This window comes from Paenibacillus periandrae, from assembly GCF_022458865.1.
Taxonomy (GTDB): domain Bacteria; phylum Bacillota; class Bacilli; order Paenibacillales; family NBRC-103111; genus Paenibacillus_S; species Paenibacillus_S periandrae.
This window is the reverse complement of sequence record NZ_JAJNMU010000014.1, coordinates 26004-46754: the sequence shown is the minus strand read 5'-3', so window position 1 is coordinate 46754 and position 20751 is coordinate 26004. Positions and strand designations below refer to the sequence as shown.

Annotated in this window: 15 protein-coding genes; 14 read left to right on the top strand and 1 reads right to left on the bottom strand. The window is 37.9% G+C overall.

Annotated features, from left to right (window positions below; translation table 11 throughout):
- The first annotated feature begins 77 nt into the window (after positions 1-77).
- The 8 genes from LRL21_RS23160 (at position 78) to LRL21_RS23125 (ending at position 10132) form a co-directional block, all read left to right on the top strand.
- A complete protein-coding gene (locus tag LRL21_RS23160; RefSeq protein WP_240418173.1) occupies positions 78-815 on the top strand; it encodes a glycosyltransferase family 32 protein in 738 nt (245 codons plus the stop codon).
- Between the two features lie 26 nt (positions 816-841).
- Positions 842-1474: an acyltransferase gene (locus tag LRL21_RS23155; RefSeq protein WP_240418172.1), complete on the top strand. Its 633-nt coding sequence runs from the start codon at positions 842-844 to the stop codon at positions 1472-1474.
- Between the two features lies 1 nt (position 1475).
- Positions 1476-2675: a glycosyltransferase gene (locus tag LRL21_RS23150; RefSeq protein ID WP_240418171.1), complete on the top strand. Its 1200-nt coding sequence runs from the start codon at positions 1476-1478 to the stop codon at positions 2673-2675.
- Between the two features lie 38 nt (positions 2676-2713).
- Positions 2714-3685: a polysaccharide pyruvyl transferase family protein gene (locus LRL21_RS23145; RefSeq protein WP_240418170.1), complete on the top strand. Its 972-nt coding sequence runs from the start codon at positions 2714-2716 to the stop codon at positions 3683-3685.
- 53 nt (positions 3686-3738) lie between these two features.
- Positions 3739-5007 carry a peptidase gene (locus LRL21_RS23140; protein WP_240418169.1) on the top strand — a complete coding sequence of 423 codons (1269 nt, stop codon included), beginning with the start codon at positions 3739-3741 and terminating at the stop codon, positions 5005-5007.
- 15 nt (positions 5008-5022) lie between these two features.
- A complete protein-coding gene (locus LRL21_RS23135) occupies positions 5023-6567 on the top strand; it encodes a lipopolysaccharide biosynthesis protein (protein ID WP_240418168.1) in 1545 nt (514 codons plus the stop codon).
- Between the two features lie 69 nt (positions 6568-6636).
- Complete coding sequence (locus tag LRL21_RS23130; protein WP_240418167.1) at positions 6637-9030, top strand: right-handed parallel beta-helix repeat-containing protein; 2394 nt, start codon at positions 6637-6639, stop codon at positions 9028-9030.
- A 46-nt stretch (positions 9031-9076) separates the two neighbouring features.
- Positions 9077-10132, top strand: coding sequence for a glycosyltransferase family 2 protein (locus LRL21_RS23125; RefSeq protein WP_240418166.1), 1056 nt, complete (start codon positions 9077-9079; stop codon positions 10130-10132).
- Positions 10133-10249: 117 nt separating this feature from the next.
- Here LRL21_RS23125 and LRL21_RS23120 read toward each other — a convergent pair whose 3' ends face one another.
- Complete coding sequence (locus LRL21_RS23120) at positions 10250-13312, bottom strand: right-handed parallel beta-helix repeat-containing protein (protein WP_240418165.1); 3063 nt, start codon at positions 13310-13312, stop codon at positions 10250-10252.
- 400 nt (positions 13313-13712) lie between these two features.
- Here LRL21_RS23120 and LRL21_RS23115 point away from each other — a divergent pair, with 400 nt between their 5' ends.
- Genes LRL21_RS23115 through LRL21_RS23090 form a run of 6 tightly spaced genes read left to right on the top strand, consistent with a single transcriptional unit; the run spans position 13713 to position 20744 of the window.
- Positions 13713-15545 (top strand): polysaccharide biosynthesis protein, encoded by a 1833-nt coding sequence (locus LRL21_RS23115; protein ID WP_240418164.1) that lies wholly within the window; start codon positions 13713-13715, stop codon positions 15543-15545.
- A 15-nt stretch (positions 15546-15560) separates the two neighbouring features.
- Complete coding sequence (gene galU / locus LRL21_RS23110) at positions 15561-16484, top strand: UTP--glucose-1-phosphate uridylyltransferase GalU (protein WP_240418163.1); 924 nt, start codon at positions 15561-15563, stop codon at positions 16482-16484.
- A 12-nt stretch (positions 16485-16496) separates the two neighbouring features.
- The gene (locus LRL21_RS23105; protein ID WP_240418162.1) at positions 16497-17651 is read left to right on the top strand and encodes a glycosyltransferase family 4 protein; all 1155 of its coding nucleotides are present in this window, start codon (positions 16497-16499) and stop codon (positions 17649-17651) included.
- Entirely contained in the window at positions 17636-18754 is a 1119-nt protein-coding gene (locus LRL21_RS23100) for a glycosyltransferase family 1 protein (protein ID WP_240418161.1), read from the top strand. Before LRL21_RS23105 ends, LRL21_RS23100 begins: the two co-directional genes overlap by 16 nt.
- Positions 18755-18759: 5 nt before the next feature.
- Positions 18760-19644 carry a glycosyltransferase family 2 protein gene (locus LRL21_RS23095; protein ID WP_240418160.1) on the top strand — a complete coding sequence of 295 codons (885 nt, stop codon included), beginning with the start codon at positions 18760-18762 and terminating at the stop codon, positions 19642-19644.
- Between the two features lie 20 nt (positions 19645-19664).
- Positions 19665-20744, top strand: a complete 1080-nt coding sequence (locus LRL21_RS23090) for an EpsG family protein (RefSeq protein ID WP_240418159.1) — start codon at positions 19665-19667, stop codon at positions 20742-20744.
- Positions 20745-20751 lie beyond the last annotated feature (7 nt).

The window sequence follows — 20751 nt, the reverse complement described above, 5'->3', positions numbered from 1 at the left end:
AGAAACATCTTGTTCGGTGTAACGAATCCGCTTCACCTATGATGAACCTGCAAGATCATGATGAAGGAGAATGGGCTATGATTTCAAATCGTCACAACATACCGAATAAGATTCACTATTGCTGGTTTGGCGGGAAAGAGAAACCGGACATTGTTAAGAAGTGTATATCCAGCTGGCATAAAAACTTATCCGGGTATGACATTATCGAGTGGAATGAACAAAATTTTGATATCCACTGCAACGCATATGTGAGTGAGGCTTATGAATCGAAAAAATTCGCGTTTGTCAGCGATTATGTCAGAGTATACGCTTTGTACACGATGGGCGGTATCTATCTGGATACGGACGTGGAAGTATTCAAGCCTTTTGATGATCTCCTGCATCACGAATCCTTTTGGGGGTTCGAGCAGGAAAATTTTATTGCTACGAGTACGATAGGAGCAGCCAAAGGCAACAAGCTGATCCAACGCTTTTTGGACAGCTACCAGAACAAAACGTTTATTAATCCAGATGGAAGCCACGACGAATTAACGAATGTAGCTATCATTACAAGGATGCTGGGGGACATTGGACTTCAATTCAATGGGGAATATCAGGAATTAGACGGTATTGGCACCTTTTATCCTCAAACCTACTTTTCTCCTTATGATTATATCAACTGCCGCAAATTGATAACGGAGCATTCTTACACCATGCATCATTTTTACAAGAGCTGGCTGCCCCCTAAAGCGAGATTTAAAAGTAATATGAAAGTAGCTCTATCCAAAATAATAGGTGGCAATAATATTGCAAGGCTAAGGAAAATATATAAATGAGATACGAAGTATTAAGGAGAACTATTATGATCCCAGTATTGAGAAAAATAGTTGTGGTGCTTATTGCAGAATGTCGAACTAGGGGTGTTTATTTAACAGTAATAATGAATCTTTCATATTTAATAGGAATCATTAGAGGTTTTTCTTATAAATTAGTTTATTTTAAAAATTTAAATTCCTCCATATTTTTCCTTCAGGCCAATAGCAGAGTAGAAATTTTTAATAAAAATTCAAAAGTAAATATAGGTAAATTTGTGTTTATAAGAAAAAACGCCAGCATAAGAATTGATTTTAATGGTGAGTTAAATATTGAGGAGAAAGTATTCATAAATGATAACTGTAATATTAATTGTGTATACAAGATCTCAATTGGCAGAAATACTAAAATAGCCCCTAATGTATGTATAAATGATCATGACCATAATTATAAAAATGCTACAGATGGCCATCTAATTAAGGGTGAGGTAATCATAGGGCGAAATGTTTGGATAGGTTCTAATGTAGTTATTTTAAGGGATACGACAATAGGTGACAATGCTGTTATTGCTGCTGGAAGTGTTGTAAAGGGGAATGTTCCTTCTAACACATTGTTTTTAAATAAAAGAGAGAACGCTTATATAAACTACACGATCGATAGACATGTTCATAGCGGGGGATAAAATGAAAAAAAATGTGTTGATTTCGATTTATGATATGGAAATAGGCGGTATAGAGAGAAGCTTAATCAGCTTGTTGGAAAGCTTTGATTATCATCAGTATAATGTGGATTTATTTATTTTTAATCATGCAGGAGATTTTATGAATTTGATACCAAGTAAAGTTAATATTCTGCCTCAGATAGACAAGTATACCGTTTTTAGAAAACCCATTATTCAATGTATCAGGGAGGGGCATTACTCCACTTCTATCGTTCGAATCCTATGTAAAATAATTGCAAGTGTAAAATCTAAGCTGAGGGGCTTGCAAGAAGGATCAGGGTATATCCAAATGCAGCTTGTTTTAAAATATTTATCTTATTTAATGCCTAAAATACAAAAAAAATATGAACTGGGTATCAGCTATGCCTGGCCGCATGACATTATGATCAGTAAGGTAGATGCTACTAAAAAGATAGCCTGGATTCATACCGATTACAGCCAATTAGAAATAGATAATGAGTTGGACTTTCATATTTGGAACAAATTCGATTATATTGCTTCGATATCAGATGCTTGTACAAATTCTTTTTTAACCAAGTATCCTTCATTAAAGGATAAAATTGTAGGGATTGAAAATATAACTTCACCTGATTTTATAAAAAAAATGTCTAATAGTCATAACTCCCTTGAAGAAAAAAATGATGAAAGTTTTAATGTTTTATCTGTAGGACGATTATCTTATACCAAGGGATTTGATATGGCGATAGAAGCACTTAGGGTTTTGCATGATAAAGGTTTTACTAATATCAAGTGGTATGTCATTGGATATGGCGGCTATGAGGATACACTAAGGCAGTTAATAACCAAATACAACTTAGAAGATAGTTTTGTGTTATTAGGCAAAAAAACAAATCCATATCCATATATCAAAGCATGCGACCTCTATGTTCAACCCTCCAGATACGAAGGCAAGGCAATTACAGTGACAGAAGCTCAAATTCTCGGTAAGCCAGTCGTTATTACAAACTTCCCTACTGCAAAAAGTCAGCTTGAGGATGGTTTTGATGGACATATTTGTCCAATGGATGTTGATGGAATTGTTGAGGGTATTACTAGAATGTTTGAAGATGTCGACTTCAGGAACAAAATTGCGAATAATTCATGTCAGCGCAGTTATAGTAACGAAGCGGAAGTGAATAAGCTATACAAGATAATTAGGTGATCATAAACTTCATAAAAATCTAGGAGGTATTTATTTTCATGGAAAATGTTTTAATGTTAGATACATCTGTGGGTTCCTTTAATAAGGGAGACGATATTATTATGAAGTGTGTAAGATATCAGCTGCTGAACATAACTAAACATACCAATGTCCTCACGTTACCGACGCATGTATCACCTTTTCATTGGTATCAAGTAGCCAGAGGATCCAATGTGGTTAAGATGTTCAGTAATGCTAAATATAAGTTTGTCGGAGGCTCAAATTTATTAACCATGAATATGCTTACCCACTTCCCTCAATGGAATATTAATATATTTAATTACGGTCCATTAAAAGGAAGTATTTTAGTTGGAGTTGGTGCCGGTAAAGGCAATGAGATTAACAGGTATACAAAAATGTTATACAAGAAAGTATTGTCGCATGAATACATACATAGCGTTAGAGATGAACGAACAAAGAAATTTTTGGAGGAAATGGGCTTTAAAGCGTTAAATACAGGCTGTGCGACATTATGGTCTCTTACACCCGAGTTTTGCAAAGAAATTCCAACCCGAAAGTCGGACTCCGTTATCTTCACTCTTACTCCGGATCCTTCTATACAACCTTTAAAAGAAGATCAGATGTTGATTGATATTTTGAACAAAAATTATAAGCATATATACTACTGGATCCAAGGTGAGCATGATTTAGAATATTTCAAATGCTTTAAGAATACAAAAAATATTAAAGTGATTCCACCTTCTGTGGAAGAGTACGAAGCCATTCTTAATAAAGATATTGACTATATTGGAACGCGGCTACATGGTGGTATATTTGCAATGAGGCATAAAAAGCGTTCAATTATAATTGCAATAGATGAAAGAGCCCGGGGAATGAAGGAAACCTATAATCTTAACCTCGTTGACAGAAGTGAGCTTAGTAACCTGGAAAATATGATTAATTCAGATATAGTAACAGAGGTGAACGTGAATTTCGATATTGTAAACAAGTGGTTAAACCAATTTAAATAATGGTCTTTGTATCGGAAGTGAATGGTTCATAAAAGATGAAAGAGGTTGATAGTATGAACAGTATAACTCTTAATAAAGTCTTTGTGAAAGATAATAGAGTGGACTACTTTTTTAGTATTACCGGGAACCTGCAAAAGTATTTTAAAGGAAAAAATCATATGTTCCTTGAATACAATTTCGACATTACAGATATCCCCAAAAGCATTCTAACGATTCCGTTCGTTGCCAATGTCATTCCGCTCATATGGATTTCTGACGCAACGATCTGCATGAATGAAATAGATGAATCTTTTTACGAAAGTTTAAATCCTATCAGGGATGCATATCAAAATATGTTTCCGAACGTTAAGTTTAAAGGCACAATGGTTGTAGATAAAATTACAAAAAACAGTTACAAATATGAGCGCGAGGCGGCCGCATTGTTCAGCGGAGGCCTTGATGCGCTTACTACATTTATAAGAAACAAGAACAAAAAACCATTATTAATTACTGAGTATGGTTGGCATGAGAACGATATTCAGGATAGTGAAGTATGGGAGGCTGATAAAGAGAATGCGATACAGTTTGCAAAGGAGCATGGATTAGAAAACATCCTTATACAATCTAATTATGGAAGCTTTATGAATGCCGTGAATATCGATAATGACTTTTCGAGAAAATTAGGAGATTCTTGGTGGCATGGTTTACATCATGGCTTAGCAATTATATCTGCGGCCATCCCAATAGCCTTTAAACTTAAAGTAAAATGCATATACATTGCAAGCTCGAACTCTCCATACTATAAAGTTGCATGTGCTTCTGATCCTACAGTGGACAATAAAATTAAATATGCTTCCGGTAGTGTGTTTCATGATGGTTACGAATTAACTAGGCAGGATAAGGTTAAGTTTATGGTAGACTATTATTCGGCTTCTGAGGAATCAGTGAATATAAGAGTTTGTTTTAAAAATAGAGAAAATTGCTGTAATTGTGAAAAATGTTTAAGAACAATTTTGGCAATCATTGCTGAAGGAAAAGAGCCCAGGGACTATGGATTTAATATTCCAAGCCATTTTTCCGAACATGTAAAAAGTTTTTTGGATAATGAAGTTAAGTTTTTTACCCACACATTTATTAATATTTATTGGAATATCATTCAAAACCGAATGAGGGAAAATCGCCAAAATATTGTACATAAGGATTTGTTAGACTGGTTTTTAGATTATGATTTTGCTGTCCAGCGTAAGAGGGCATTAATCAAATACAGGGTGACAAAGTTCTTTCCCATTTTAAAAAGGAAGATTTCCACTAAATTTAATCGTGTGTTTGAGCAAAATACATAAATAGAAGGTAATAAAATGAGAATTCAAAATTCATTAAATAATATGTTCTTTGGCCTTTCCGGTCAAGTCATTAGTGCCATTATGGGTTTTATGGTTAGAACCGTTTTTATATATACTTTGGGCATAGAATACTTGGGTGTAGATGGACTTTTTACAAGTATATTAATTATGTTATCACTTGCGAATTTAGGTTTTGACACGGCAATCGTATATAGCTTATATAAACCTTTGGCTGAAAATGATATTAATAGAATACAGGCCCTAATGAACTTGTACCAAAAAGCTTATAGACGGATAGGCATCATTATTTTATTGATTGGATTATCGTTGCTACCTTTCCTGCCAAATCTGATGAATGGCGAGACCACGATTAGTAACATCACTATTATTTATTTATTGTTCTTGTCTAATTCCGTTTTGTCCTATTACTTTGTATACAAACAATCTATTATTATTGCTGATCAGCGTAATCACATTATTTCGAAAATTCATACTGTGTTTACGATTGTATCCAATATTGCACAAATTATAGTATTGGTAAGTATAGGTAATTATATTGTTGTTCTTTCAACTCAGATAGCATTCAGAGTAATCGAAAACGTATATGTTGCAAATAAAGCAAATCAATTATATCCCTATTTGGCCACGAAAAATAATGCGACATTATCCAAAGAGGATAGAAAATTGTTTTTCGAAAATCTATATGCTTTAATGTTATATAAAATAAGTGGTGTAGTAATTAGTGGAACTGATAATATCATTATTTCTAAATTTGTAGGGATTGTATGGGTGGGGGTTTACTCAAACTACTTACTGATTATTAGTACACTGAATACCTTGTTGGGTTACTTATTTTATTCTATTACTGCCAGTGTTGGAAATTTAAATGTAAATGAGAATGCAGAAAAAAAGTATTTTGTTTTCCGTGTATTGAACTTTGCTAACTTCTGGATATACGGATTTTGTGTAGTGAGCTTATGGAGCTTAATCAATCCATTTATCAATATTTGGCTAGGTGATAAGTATGTGTTTGAGAAGTACATTGTGTTTGCAATATTATTAAATTTTTTTACTGCTGGGATGCAAAATGCCTCCACAACCTTCAGAGATACTACAGGTTTATTTAAAAGGGGGAAATATAGACCCATTATAGCGGCTATTATTAATGTCGTCGTTTCTATTATCCTCGTTCAAAAAATGGGGATTGCTGGTGTCCTCTTAGGCACGGTTATTAGTAGGTTCTGCACATATTTCTGGTATGACCCTTATGTCATATTTAGATTTGTTTTCAAAAGGTCGGTAATGAGCTATTTTGTGAGATATATATGTTTTGTATTATTGGTTACTCTTTCAGCAATCATAACAGATACACTTGGTGGCTTGATTAGTACTTCCCTTATTTTAAATATCGTCATACGAGCAGTATTATGTCTCATTATTCCGAATTTCATTTTCTTTATGATATTCAGGAAATCTGAAGAATTTAAATATTTGTGGAATATAGCACATTCTATAACTAATAAAATACCATCTAGATTGTTGGTAAAGGAATCACCATAAAGGAGCCAATAGCTTCATCTGTTCAATCTCAATTGCGGCTAACCTCAGATATGTATAGGGAGGGCAATAATGAAAAATATATTTTTGTTTATAATATTTGTTCTGATTTTGTTCATTCCCCAAAATTATAATTATGCATTGGATTATGAGGCTTCAGAGAATCCCCGAGCCATCGTCGGTGAAGTGATCCAATCAGATGAAGTGTTATCGCTTGATAAACAATTGTCTTTTCGCTCATCCCCTTTTGACGACATAGCAGAAATCGGTTATTTATCACCTCAAAACGTTTATTCTTTTGAGAAATGGACCGATGCTAAAAATAAGACTTGGTACCATATAAAAACTTGGCTGGGTAGCATGTGGATAACTGATGTAGATCCCACCTATTATTTGTTAGAAACAAGCAGATGGAATATTAAAACCGACGGTAAGAATCCTGTGGAAACCACAAAAGGATTTAACGATGCGTTAAAATGGGCAAGCCAGAATGGCAAGACGACCTTTAAGGTCCCAGCTGGCACTTATCTTATCGCTAAAGCGGATAATTTAAATGATTCAACGGCACAAATTAACATGGTTTCCAATATGACATTCTGGTTGGATGATAATGCTGTTCTTCAAAAAGAAACGAACGGATGGGAAGGTTACACCCTGATGTACGTTGGTCAAGAGGTTAAGAATGTTACGCTAAAAGGCGGAACATATCGTGGCGACAAGGATACACATGACTATTCAGGAAAGGATAATTCATGGAGCTACGGTACCCATGAAAGTGGAACAGGTATTATGCTCGCCGGTCCGGACAACGTAGTGGTGGATGGTATAAAATCAACTAATTTTACAGGTGACGCTCTATGTATTTGCGGGAACAGTAAACAAGTTTCAATTGCCTATGATAAGGATTTTGAATCTGGATCCATTGATGATAAAGGAAACTTGGTTGCGGATCCCACCAAAGTTCGCACAAAAAACAATAAAGTAACCAGCTTGAGTGATCCGGTATTCAAAATCAGCAATATGTTCGGCCCCACACTGCAAGTGGGAAGACAGCAAACGATGCCGCTGCACATTTATTTTTATAAGTCGGATGGAACCTTCATATCAAGCGTAAAAGACCAGGAATTGATGTGGAGCTTGCTTACTGTACCTAAGGAAGCGAGTTACTTCAAAGCAGTCTTGGAAACGACGGATACAGCAGGGATTCAGTTTATGACATGGAATCGTGCGGTGACAAGAAATTCGATTATTAAAAATTCGGAATTCTCATTTAGCCGCAGACAGGGTATAACCATTGCTGGCGCAGATAACGTTTTGATTACGAATAACAATATTCATGACATTAAAGGAACAGCTCCTGAATCAGGGATTGATCTAGAGGGCGGTACCAGTCAATATGGTAATCGAAATACGAATCTTATGATTAAAAGTAATAAAATTTACAACAATAATTCGTATAATGTCATCTTATATGACGGGCAGGACGTGACGGTTGAAGACAATTATTTGGGTCCGAATGAAACCAAATCCTCTGTAGGAGTTGCTGTGTCCTCACCATTTCGAACCGGTGCCATTATTAAGAATAATATTTTTGACGGATCGAAAATTGCCAATGAGAATGAAGCTACTTATATTGGAAACCAGGTTAATGGCACCATGGCGAGTATTACTGGTCACGGTATTATCATCGATGGAATGATATTAACCAACGCCACGTTATGGTTACAACCTGATTTACCTTATGGAATTACACCATCTAATATCACTTTAAACAATACAGATGGCAGTGGCGGAAGATTTCTTATGGACAATCACCCTCTTCATGTTACCAACCTTACGATAACAGGTAAATCCACTTTGTCAGGTCTTGGCGGAAACGCACCGGACGGAAGTACCTTTGATAATGTAAAAGTTCTTGCATATGGCGGAGGAGTTGCTTTACCACGAGGTATATATACCAATTGTGTATTTGAAGCAGCTGCAGAGAGCGATGTGCCTCCTACTATTTCTGGGATCGGTGGAACCTGGGTAATTGATGGATGTGATATTAAAACAAAGAAAAATACAGCGCTTGCCGTCGATAACCCGAAAGCTAACGTGACTATTAAAAATAGCACAATGGATGTCAGTGGGACCATGTTTGGAAATCAAGCAGTTATACTTGTCAAGAAAGCGGGACAGATTAATATCTTGAACAATTCACTAAATGCCCTTGGTCTTACCCAAAGCTATATTGCCGCGATTAAAATCAACATAACGGATGAAGCAATGAACCCTGCAACCGTATTGGGAGCCACTATCAAAGGAAACACAATTACTACAAACAACAATGCAAAAGGTATTTCTACGATCGATGCTGGTACCGGTGCGCCAGTTTACGATATTCAAGATAATATTTTATATAATGCAAAACTTGACCTTAAAACGAGTGATATCAATATTAATAATAAACAATTCCTTAAATAAAAAAAGTGGACTGATTACTAGCTATTCCAAAATGAGGAGGATAATAATGAGCAGTGTCAGTGTTATAGTTCCTATTTACAATGCTGGTAACAAACTAAAAAAATGCATAAAATCTATATTGGATCAAACCTTTACAGATTTTGAATTGATTTTAGTTAATGATGGATCTCGGGATAACAGCTTGGATATTTGTCTGAAATTCGGACAAAAGGACAAAAGAATAATAATAATTGATAAACACAACGAAGGGAGTATTCCAACAAGGAATAAGGGAGTAAGTGTTTCCAAGTCAGAGTATATTATGTTTGTCGATGCGGATGATTGGATTGAATCCACTACGATCGAGCTTCTTTATAATGAAACACTCCATTGTGAGTCCGATATCACGGTATGCAACATTTATAAAGTAGTGGGAAATGGAATGCTGATTAAGAGAAAGAATAACAATAAGTACTTTATTGGAGATCGAATTTACAATAAAGAAGAAATAAGAAATGAACTTGTAGCAGCATTCATTCATGCGCATCCATTTCCAACAAGCTTATATGCAAAGCTGTATAAAAAAGAATTACTCTTAAAGAGCGGAAAGTATTTAAAAGATATTAGTTTTATGGGCGATGATTTATTTTACAATATAGAGGTGTTTTTAAAGGCGAATAAAGTAAAAGTAATCGATAAATATTTGTACTATTATAGGGCAGGCGGAAACACAAGCAAATATATGCCATTCCTATTTGCTGACACGGTCAAAGCTTATGAGATTCAAAAAGAGGTTATAGGGGAATATTACCAAGATTCTTTAAAGAAGAGATATGATGTCATTAGTGTAGGTGCATTAAATACATTTAAAACCGTATTGAGTAATATATTTAGCAGTAATTTAAAAGAAGATAAAATGAAAGAATTGATTATGAGTTATGTTTGCAATGATTATTTCAATGAATGGATAAGTACGGATTACGCAAAAGAATACTTTCCGGTTGAATATTTAAATGCCATACAAAGCAAAGATGCAGAATACCTTTTCAGATTAGGGCAAGGGATGTATAAAAAGAATATACCCAAAAAATATCTGCTAAGTATTATTTCCAAGATTTCATAAATATGGATGACTTGTATGGCAACATTAAAAGCGGAGTTGGACGAGGCTTTTAATCAAAAATTAAGTCATCCAAATCCGCTCAAGTTGGAGTAATCGCTCTATTCTCCATGTTTATTTTTAAGGTGAAATTACACCAAAGGTTTTGAATACAGCTAATGGGCCAAGGTAAAGCCACGAATAACCATCTGGATTCAAAGGTATGCTTGCAGTTCTTGTAGGCTGATTCATGCTGGGGCCGCCTTTAGTAGCCGTACATCTATATACATTTCCCCCCATATTTACAACAGCATTTAATGTATAGGTCGTGCCCGCAGTCCAAGCATTAGCGTTAGCTATCCCACTTATTGTACATACCCAACCCAGATAACCACCAGGAGTTGGCGTAGAATGATACAATATTTGTCCAAGCACATAAGCACCAGAAGTTGGTGGAGCGGAAATACGATCTGTTGAACCTACAGATGGTGAATTGATATCTGTTAATCCTTCGCCCAGTGATTTTCGTGATTGTGAAATGTAAGTAGAATCAAGTGAAAAATTGTACTGAATCATATAGTTATCGTCTATAAATGCAGTTAAAGAAGGAATAGTATTTGTATAGGTGGCATCTCTGAGAGCTCCAAATAGCTCCAGCTTATTGCTATTATTTGCAGATTCAAAATAGTTACCTGTTATTTTTAGATATTTCTCTGAATAGATGGTTAAGGCTCGTGCTACTACACTGGAATTAGTCATAAATGCTTTATTATTTTCAATGAATACATTTTCGAAGTTCTGGATAAGGATGCCTTCATTGTTAACTCCATATACTCTATTAGTTTTATTCAAATAAATGCGATTGTCAGTGAAATAAAGGTTCTTAGTCACTGTGTTAGGATTTCCTTTTAATTTGATGTCAAAGTTATTAAAGACACAATTGGAAACAACAAATTCGTTTGCTTGACTAGCGGCATTAGAAGCACTGCCTGCTTTACCGTTAAATACGGAGTGACTGAAAGTTACCTTTTCGCCTTTGACACCACCCATATAGTTCGGACTATTAAATTCACAATATATAAATTTGAATCTATTTTTGCCAAGATAATCACTATTTGAAGAAGTATCCGTAAAGTAACCTGATACATTTGTTAAATTAAATTTACAGTGTTCAAATTCTGCCGCACCCCTGCGAGTAATCCAAGGAATCACGCCTTCAGTTATTGTATAATTAATTTTACAATCCTTAAATCTTATAGTCTCATAACTTTTGTCTCCATAATATACATTTGCTCTCCATACATTGTTGGCATTATCAGTTGTGTCTGTCATATCCGTTTTCCATACAGGCTCAATATTATCTGCGATATACTGCCATGTATAACCATCAGCGTTTGCCTGGGTACCCGTTCCTGTAGGCTGATTAGTGCTGTTGGTTGCAGGTGCAACTATACACTTATATATTTTATTATTATTGATGACAAGATCATTAACAAAATATCTTTTAACAGCCCATTTAGAAGCTCCAGCAGTTATACATACATAATAGAGTGGATTGCTGAGCCAAGTGCCGGTTTTAACAGTAGGCAGCACTGCATTACCAACATCATAAGCCGTAGCCGACCATATCCCATAGGTAACGATATCAAGTTGAAAAGACATGTTTTCAAAAAGACAACCCTCATAAATAGTCTCATATTGCATCTGAATTTGTGCATTGACAAATGTATCATTTTGAAATTTTGTATTTTCTTGTCCAGTACCTACTGAACAGCTATAGTAATTGTTTTTAGATAACAGGTTTGCACCCCGAGCCCCTTGAAATATGACACCACCATTATTACCATTTGTAGGCGTATCAAATTTGTTATTCTCTAGAATTAGATTTCTAGCATGTACAGCACTAATATGCAAGCTTTCATTATCGCGGAATATGCTGTTTCGTACGATAATATGTTGATTAATATTGGCTCCATCTTCAATATCAATAGCCATAGGGAATGGGTATAACCTTCTCCCTATTATTGTCTTCGCATTGCCGATCTTGTACATTTCGCAGTTTTCAATAAGAATTTGTTGAGCTCCTGTAATAGCAATGGCCAGTGAAAATGAATCATGAATTTTACAGTTCTGGATTTCAATAACGCTAGAAAATGTGAATGCATTGATTTCAACATGATAAGTGCTGGGAATGATTTGGGTAATATCATATCTAAATGCAAGCTTAAATTGCGTAGTTCCTGAAGGTAATGTATTTAAATAAATCGCATCTGTTCCTCTTTTTTGTAATCTGCCTTTATAAACGCCACCCGCGTCATAGCAATGGATGTCAAATATGGATTTACTTAGATTTATAGGTTCTCCATCATATCTAGTTCCATATGAACCATACCCATTTCCCCAAATTACGAAATATCCGCCATTTGTTGTTGTATTATTAGTAATTCCCTGACCAGAAACAGTGGCCAGTGTAGATAATTGAATATATTTATTCATTCGCATCATGTTGGCGTTAACCACGGCAGTTCCATCAGATGTACTGAATGTGCCCGCTTCCCAGTCTGCAAAGGAAGTTAATACTAGTTGTGAATATCGTCCTGTCAGGCATGTCGAATAACCCGCAAAAGAAGTGATTTCCATATTTTCTAATTTGATATTTTTTGATCCATCGTCAATGTTTATTCCAATGCATCCTTCATGTATGCCTTGTGAGGTAACAAAATCATGAGTATCATTGTCCCCAATAATGGTTCCACCCAATAAAGTTATATTTTTTTTGCGTTGTATCTTTATTGCATTATAGGATTCCCAGCCGTTTGTTTCCTTTTGGATTACACAGCCATACAAGTCTAATATCGTGTCGCTCTGTGGCTGAATGCAAGCATTTACACTAAAATCAGCGTTTGCAGATCCTTTACTAACCATATAGGTACCAGCGGGTAGTTTAACAGTCGTAAATCCATTTTGATTTGCCCAAATGAGAGCATTGTTTATTCCTTGAGTTGTTGCTAATGGATTTAAACCATTGTTAGAAATGCCCCATCTAGCTAACTCAATTACATAAGTACTATTGGCAGTTCCACTACTAAGTGCTTTAGGAATCCATTTTGATGTAGTACTATCAAAAGCTAGTATATCATTATTTGCCGGTAATTTACTTATAAGATCGATATCATCAATATCCCCAATATTGGCCTTTATCATTGAAAGTTCCCCCCTTTTATGGTTGTAGGATATACTATGCGCATGGTGGGGAGGTTGTTTCAACAATAGCCTGTGAAAGAGAAAGAAGGGTGAATGTCATATGGAATTTGCCGAACATTGGGAGGTGCGGGGGGGATTGGATTTAGAAAAATAGAGTATTGACATGTTCTTTATAAAGAACTACAATTATGATACAAAATGTATCTTAAGCTCTTGATTATGGTTATATGAGATTGGCAGGGGTTGTTCACGAGCTGACTTTCAAATGAGAAATTTTTTTACAATAAGGTTCTCTATAGAGAATATCTATAATGAACTGTACATGATGAAGGTGATTTAAAGTGTAAGATGACCCATGAGAATATTAAAAGTTCCGTACTTTAGTGAGAGGGTGAAATTTTTGTCATATACTCAAAGGTTATCATTGCTAATCATGGCAGACTCCTTGATCGTGTTAACGTCAATTTTTTTCAGCCGTTTTTTGGTAAGCGCCGATATCCATGTGATCACTTTGCCGGTCGTTGTTAGCTCAATCACATTGCTGCTCTGTCACCACCTGTTTTCAATGATTTACAAGCTGTACAAAAAAGCCTGGGAATACGCGAGTGTCGGGGAATTACTGTTCATTTTGAAAGCCATCACGTTTTCCATTGCAACGGCTGCGATGATTCAACTCGTTATTTTTCAGGATATTTCCTTCCGGCTGCTCGCTGTAACATGGATGCTGCACATTCTGCTAATCGGAGGCTCCCGCTTTTGTTGGCGAATTGTACGGGATACCTACATCAAGAAGAATGACGATAAAAAACGCACTCTGATCGTTGGAGCTGGTTCTGCGGGAACGATGGTAGTTAGACAGTTAACTAAGAATAACGATTCAGAGCTGCTGCCGATCGCTTTTATTGACGACAACGTGAATATTCGAAACCTCGATATTATGGGACTTCCCGTAATCGGCGGTGTCGATCAGATCGAGAAAGCAGTCCATGTATTAAATATTGATAACATTGTGATCGCGATTCCTTCATTAGGGAAAAGGCAGCTAAACACGATCTTTGAGGAATGTGCAAAAACAAAAGTGAAGACGCTCATTTTGCCAAAGCTGGAGGATCTGGTTACTGGCAAGCTTTCGGTGAACCAATTTCGCGATGTGCAGGTAGAGGATTTACTCGGCCGTGAACCCGTTGAGCTGGATATTGACAGCATATCCGAGTATATCAAACATAAAGTCGTTTTGGTCACTGGTGCTGGAGGCTCAATCGGTTCAGAAATATGCCGCCAGGTCATGAAGTTCGATCCGCTCAAAATCATTTTGCTTGGACATGGTGAGAACAGTATATATTCCATTGAAATGGAGCTAAAGGACAGCTATGGAAGCTCACAAATCGAATGCATTACCGAAATTGCAGATGTGCAGGATGCGAACAAAATGATGGCAATCATGAATAAATATCGACCTCACGTGGTCTACCATGCCGCTGCACACAAGCATGTGCCGTTAATGGAAAAAAATCCGGAGGAAGCACTCAAGAACAATCTGATCGGAACTATGAATGTCGCCAAAGCAGCAAGTATGTATGGCGTGAACATATTTGTCATGATTTCGACCGACAAAGCAGTCAATCCTACAAGTGTAATGGGTGCTACCAAAAGACTGGCTGAAATGGTCATCCAGAGCATGGACAAAACCAGCGATACGAAATTCGTTGCCGTACGCTTTGGTAATGTATTGGGAAGCCGAGGCAGCGTTATTCCCCGTTTTAAACAGCAAATTGAAAAGGGCGGACCCGTTTCCGTTACCCATCCGGATATGGTTCGTTACTTTATGACCATTCCTGAAGCCTCGAGATTAGTGATACAAGCTGGAGCACTGGCCAAGGGCGGGGAAATTTTCATTCTCGATATGGGTGATCCCGTTAAAATTGTCGATCTGGCCAAAAATCTAATCAGGCTCTCCGGGAACTCCCTTGAGGACATCGGCATTGAATTTACCGGTACGCGGCCCGGCGAAAAGCTTTTTGAAGAATTATTTAAAGCAAATGAAGTCGATGAAAGGCAAGTATATCCGAAGATTTATGTTGGTAAAACAGCGGATCTGTATACCGAGGAAATTATTAAAATGATCTCGAATTACGCCTCTTTGGATAAAGCCATCTTAAGGGAACAGCTGTTGAAATTAGCTAACAGCAGCAATGTGATCCCGATTTCCAAAAAATTAATCTCAATAGGTTAAAAGGAGCGTTTAAACATGAAAGTAAGAAAAGCGATCATACCGGCAGCGGGGCTGGGTACCCGATTTCTCCCGGCAACCAAGGCCATGCCCAAAGAGATGCTGCCGATAGTCGATAAGCCGACTATACAATACATTGTAGAGGAAGCAATAGAATCTGGAATTGAAGACATCATCATCGTTACGGGCAAAGGAAAACGAGCCATTGAGGATCACTTCGACAGCTCATTCGAGCTGGAGCACAATTTATTGGAAAGGCAAAAATTTGATTTATTAGATGCGGTCCAGAAGTCTACCAACCTCGTAGATATTCACTATATTCGTCAAAAGGAACCGAAGGGTTTGGGACATGCCATCTGGTGCGCCCGCAAATTCATTGGAAACGAACCTTTCGCCGTACTCTTGGGCGATGACATTGTGCGTGCACAAAAGCCTTGCCTCAAGCAGATGATCGAACAATTTGAACTTCATGCGGCTTCCATTATCGGCGTGCAGCATGTTGCGGATGAGGAAGTTTCCAGATATGGCATTGTGGACGGATTCAAAATCGAGGAACGATTATTCAGTATTAATCACTTGGTTGAGAAGCCCAAGAAAGAGGAAGCTCCTTCCAATCTCGCCATCCTGGGCCGTTATATTCTTACTCCACGCATATTTGAAATTTTAAGTGTTCAACAACCTGGAGCCGGCGGAGAAATTCAGCTTACGGATGCGTTAGCCGAATTAAACCGATTTGAATCGATGTACGCTTACGAATTTATCGGGAAACGATACGACGTTGGTGACAAAATGGGTTTTATCCAAACGACTATTGAATATGCGCTGCAGCATGATGAGTTAAGATACGGTTTACTAGCGTACCTTTCCAAACTATTGGAGCAAGAATTAATTATGGAACAACCGAAAATAATTGACAGTTATTATTCGGTTGTACCTAAATAGGTGATGCGGAACATGTCCAAGAAGGTGTTGTTTTGCGCTACCGTCGATGTTCACTTTAGAGCATTTCATCTGCCCTTTATGAGGTGGTTCAAGGAACAAGGTTGGGAAGTCCACGTAGCGGCGAACGGCAATACAGAGCTTCCTTACGTGGATAGGAAAATAAACTTGCCGATCCAAAGGTCCCCTCTTCAGTGGAACAACCTGAAGGCCTACCATGAGCTTAAAGCGATTATGAATCGAGAGAGCTATGAGATTGTTCACTGTCATACCCCGATGGGGGGAATGCTGGCTCGGTTGGCTGCGCGAGAAGCAAGGAAACACGGAACCAAGGTCATTTACACCGCGCACGGGTTTCATTTTTGTAAGGGAGCTCCACTGTTGAATTGGCTTGTGTATTATCCTATTGAGAAAATACTCTCGCACTTCACAGATTGCCTTATTACGATTAACGAGGAAGATTACGCACTGGCGGTTACACGCGGGTTCAAGGCACTAAGAATTGAGCATGTGCATGGAGTTGGTGTCAATACAGATCGCTTTCGACCGTTCGATGATATACATAAGCAGGAAATAAGGTTAAAACTCGGTTACGAACCGGACGATTTCTTGATGTTTTATGCGGCAGAGTTCAATAAGAACAAGAACCAACAGGTACTGATCGAAGCGTTGGCCATGATCAAGGACGAATGCCCGAATGCAAGGCTGCTGCTGGCGGGAGAGGGAGTTTTACAAGCCAAATGCAGCGATTTGGCTAAGCGGCTTGGTGTGTCAGACAAGGTGGATTTCCTCGGGTATCGTAATGATATCGATCAAATACTGCCGATGTGTGATATTGCCGTAGCTTCAAGCATTCGTGAAGGCTTGCCAGTTAACATTATGGAAGCGATGGCCAGCGGTCTTCCTATTATAGCTTGTGACAATAGAGGGCACCGGGAGTTAGTCAGCAATCATAAGAACGGTTGGATCCTGGAGCAGAACGACAGCCATGGGCTAGCCGATAAAATAAAGCTGCTCATCCGGGATCAGGATCTGAGACTTCAGCTTGGCAAATCAGGGCGTGAGATTATGGAGCAAACGTATGCAATTCATGAGGTATTGAATGAGAAGTGCAGTATTTATACCGATTTTATGGGCGGAAGGGAGAATGTAAAGTGGGCTACCCAATAAGGGTTCTACACGTAGTGGTCAATATGAACCGGGGTGGTGCTGAAACCCTTATTATGAATCTGTACCGTAATATGGACCGCTCCAAGTTCCAATTTGATTTTCTGACCTGCAAAGAGGGCGTTTTTGACGGGGAAATCATGGAGATGGGAGGGGTGATCCATCGAATTCCTTATGTTAATGATGTGGGACACTTTGGTTACGTCAAAGCTTTAAATCATTTTTTTGCCACACATCCGGAATATACAATTGTACATTCGCACATGGATAAAATGACCGGCTTCGTGCTAAAAGCTGCCAAAGAAGGCAATGTACCGACGAGGATCGCTCACAGCCATAATACCAGCAGTGAAGGCAACGCCGCAGTCAAAGCCTATAAGTGGTATGCAGGGAGGTATATCGGACACAGTGCTACGCATAGAGTGGCATGCTCGAAGAAAGCCGCCAAGTGGTTGTTCGCACATCAGGAAGAAAAGACGGTGATCGTCATGAATGGAATTGAAAGTGAACAGTTTGCATTTTCATTAGAAACCAGAGAACAGGTTAGACAGGAGCTTTTGCTCACCGAAGATCATTTTGTAGTTGGCCATGTAGGTCGATTTGCGCATCAGAAGAATCATTCATTTCTTATCGATATTTTTGCTCAGTTGAATAAAGAAAGACCGGAATCGGTATTGGTATTAGCAGGAGACGGTCCGCTGCGGTTTGAAATTGAAAAAAAAATTAGGGACCTGAATTTAAGAAACAGCGTTCTTTTTCTCGGGATAAGAGGCGATATTAACCGTCTGCTTCAAGCATTTGATGTGTTTGTATTTCCGTCCTGGCATGAGGGATTACCTGTAACGCTCATAGAAGCTCAAGCAGCGGGTTTGCCTTGTTTAATCTCGGAGTCTATTACGCGGGAGGTCGATACGGGAATTGAATTGGTCGAATATTTACCTTTGAGCGATAAAATGGCTTGGGTATCCAAAATTAAATCCTTGATTACACAACCCACCAGCCAGGCACCGCGAAACTTATCCGCTTATTTCTTGTCCAGCAAAGGATACGATATCAAAAATACCGCGCAATGGGCGGAAAGCTTTTACTCAACAGTTTCGAGGTGAGCCGGTTGAACAAGCTAACTGTATTTACTCCCACCTATAATAGAGCTTACTGCCTGCATCATTGTTATGAGAGTCTCAAACGCCAAACCTCTCCAGATTTTATTTGGCTCATAATAGATGACGGCTCCACGGATCATACAAAGGAACTGGTAGAGAGCTGGATGAACGAAAAGGTCGTGCAGATTCGTTATCACTGGCAGCACAATCAAGGTATGCATGGAGCCCATAACACAGCGTATGAGCTGATCGATACCGAATTGAATGTTTGTATTGACTCGGATGATTACATGCCCGACGACGCGGTTGAGAAAATACTCACCTTTTGGGAGCAGCACGGAAGTGATAAAGTAAGCGGTTTGATCGGTCTTGACTCGTATACGGATGGACGAATCGTTGGTTCGAGATTGCCGGACGATCTTAAGTGTTCGACCCTGTTTGATCTCAACAACCGACAGCATATTACCGGTGACAAGAAGCTTGTTTATCGGACTGAATTGACTAAGCAGTACCCATATCCACTATTCAACAATGAGAAGTACGTAGGCCTGGCTTACAAATATTATATGCTCGACCAGCAATATGAGATGCTGCTTATGAATGAGATAATCTGCTGCGTTGAATATTTGCCGGATGGCTCGTCGATGAACATGTTAGGCCAGTATCTTCGGAATCCCAGAGGTTTTGCCTTCTATCGGAGGGAGCTTATGAAGCATCCCTTTGCCAGTCAATTATTTAAATTTAGACAATCGATTCATTATGTTTCAAGCAGTCTGATTTCAAAAAACCGCAGGTTTATGCGTGAGACGCCTTGCAAGCTGCTGACATTATTTGCGATTCCACTAGGGTTTATGTTCTATTGCTACATTATCAGAAAAACAAGAACGTCCTAAGTGATCGAAGGGAAACTAATATGTCCATCATATGGATCAATCTGGTCTTGGTTTATTTCTTTTCTTTTATGTCTCGATTCCTGGGCAAACCTGTAACGAATGCGTATGGGCTTGCTCCCCCAATCATAAAGCCTAATAAATACATGACTTTTATCGTCATATTAATCTTCGTATCGATATCAGGTCTTCGCAAAAATATCGGAGATACATTTTTTTATATGCTTTCTTATGTGCGGAATGAATTCACTTGGGAATATATTAAAACCGACAAAGATATCGGATTCGGTATTCTCCAAATGATTTTAAAAAAGTTTTCAGATGATCCTCAGGTGATGGTTTTTACAGCTGCATTAATTACAAATGTATTGATTGTCTGCGTCTTATATAAATATTCAAGATTGTTTGAGCTGAGCATATACGTGTATATAACGTCAGGACTTTATATCGTTTCCATGAATGGGATCAGGCAATTTCTGGCGGGAGCAATCATTTTTGCGGCTACTAAATATATATTTGAAGGGAGCTGGAAAAAATACTTTTTAGTCGTTTTGTTCGCGTCCACCTTTCACCTGAGTGCTCTTATTCTCATTCCCATTTACTTTGTTATTAGAAGGAAGGCCTGGACCTCGGCTACGTTCCTGCTTCTTTCTTTATCGATCCTGCTTGTTGTGGGATACAATCAAATTTCCGATGCAATGTTTTCAGCCTTACAGGATACCCAATATGGCAGCTACAAAGACTTCAAAGAAGGTGGTGCAAACATAATCAGGGTCGCTGTTGAAGCAGTACCCATTCTAATCGCTTACATGGGAAGAGACAAATTAAGGGAGATATTCCCGGGTAGCGACTATATTGTCAATATGTCGATACTAAGTTTGGTCTTCATGGTAATAGCAACACAAAACTGGATTTTTGCAAGGTTCACGATTTATTTCGGCATGTACAATTTAATATTAATTTCGTGGATTGTAAAGCTGTTTACCAGGAAATATCAAAAGCTTATTTATTACGCGATTATCCTATGCTATTTTGTTTATTTTTTTTATGAGCAAGTGATCACGTTGAATATTATTTACAGAAGTGATTATTTGAATTTTTGAAAAATGG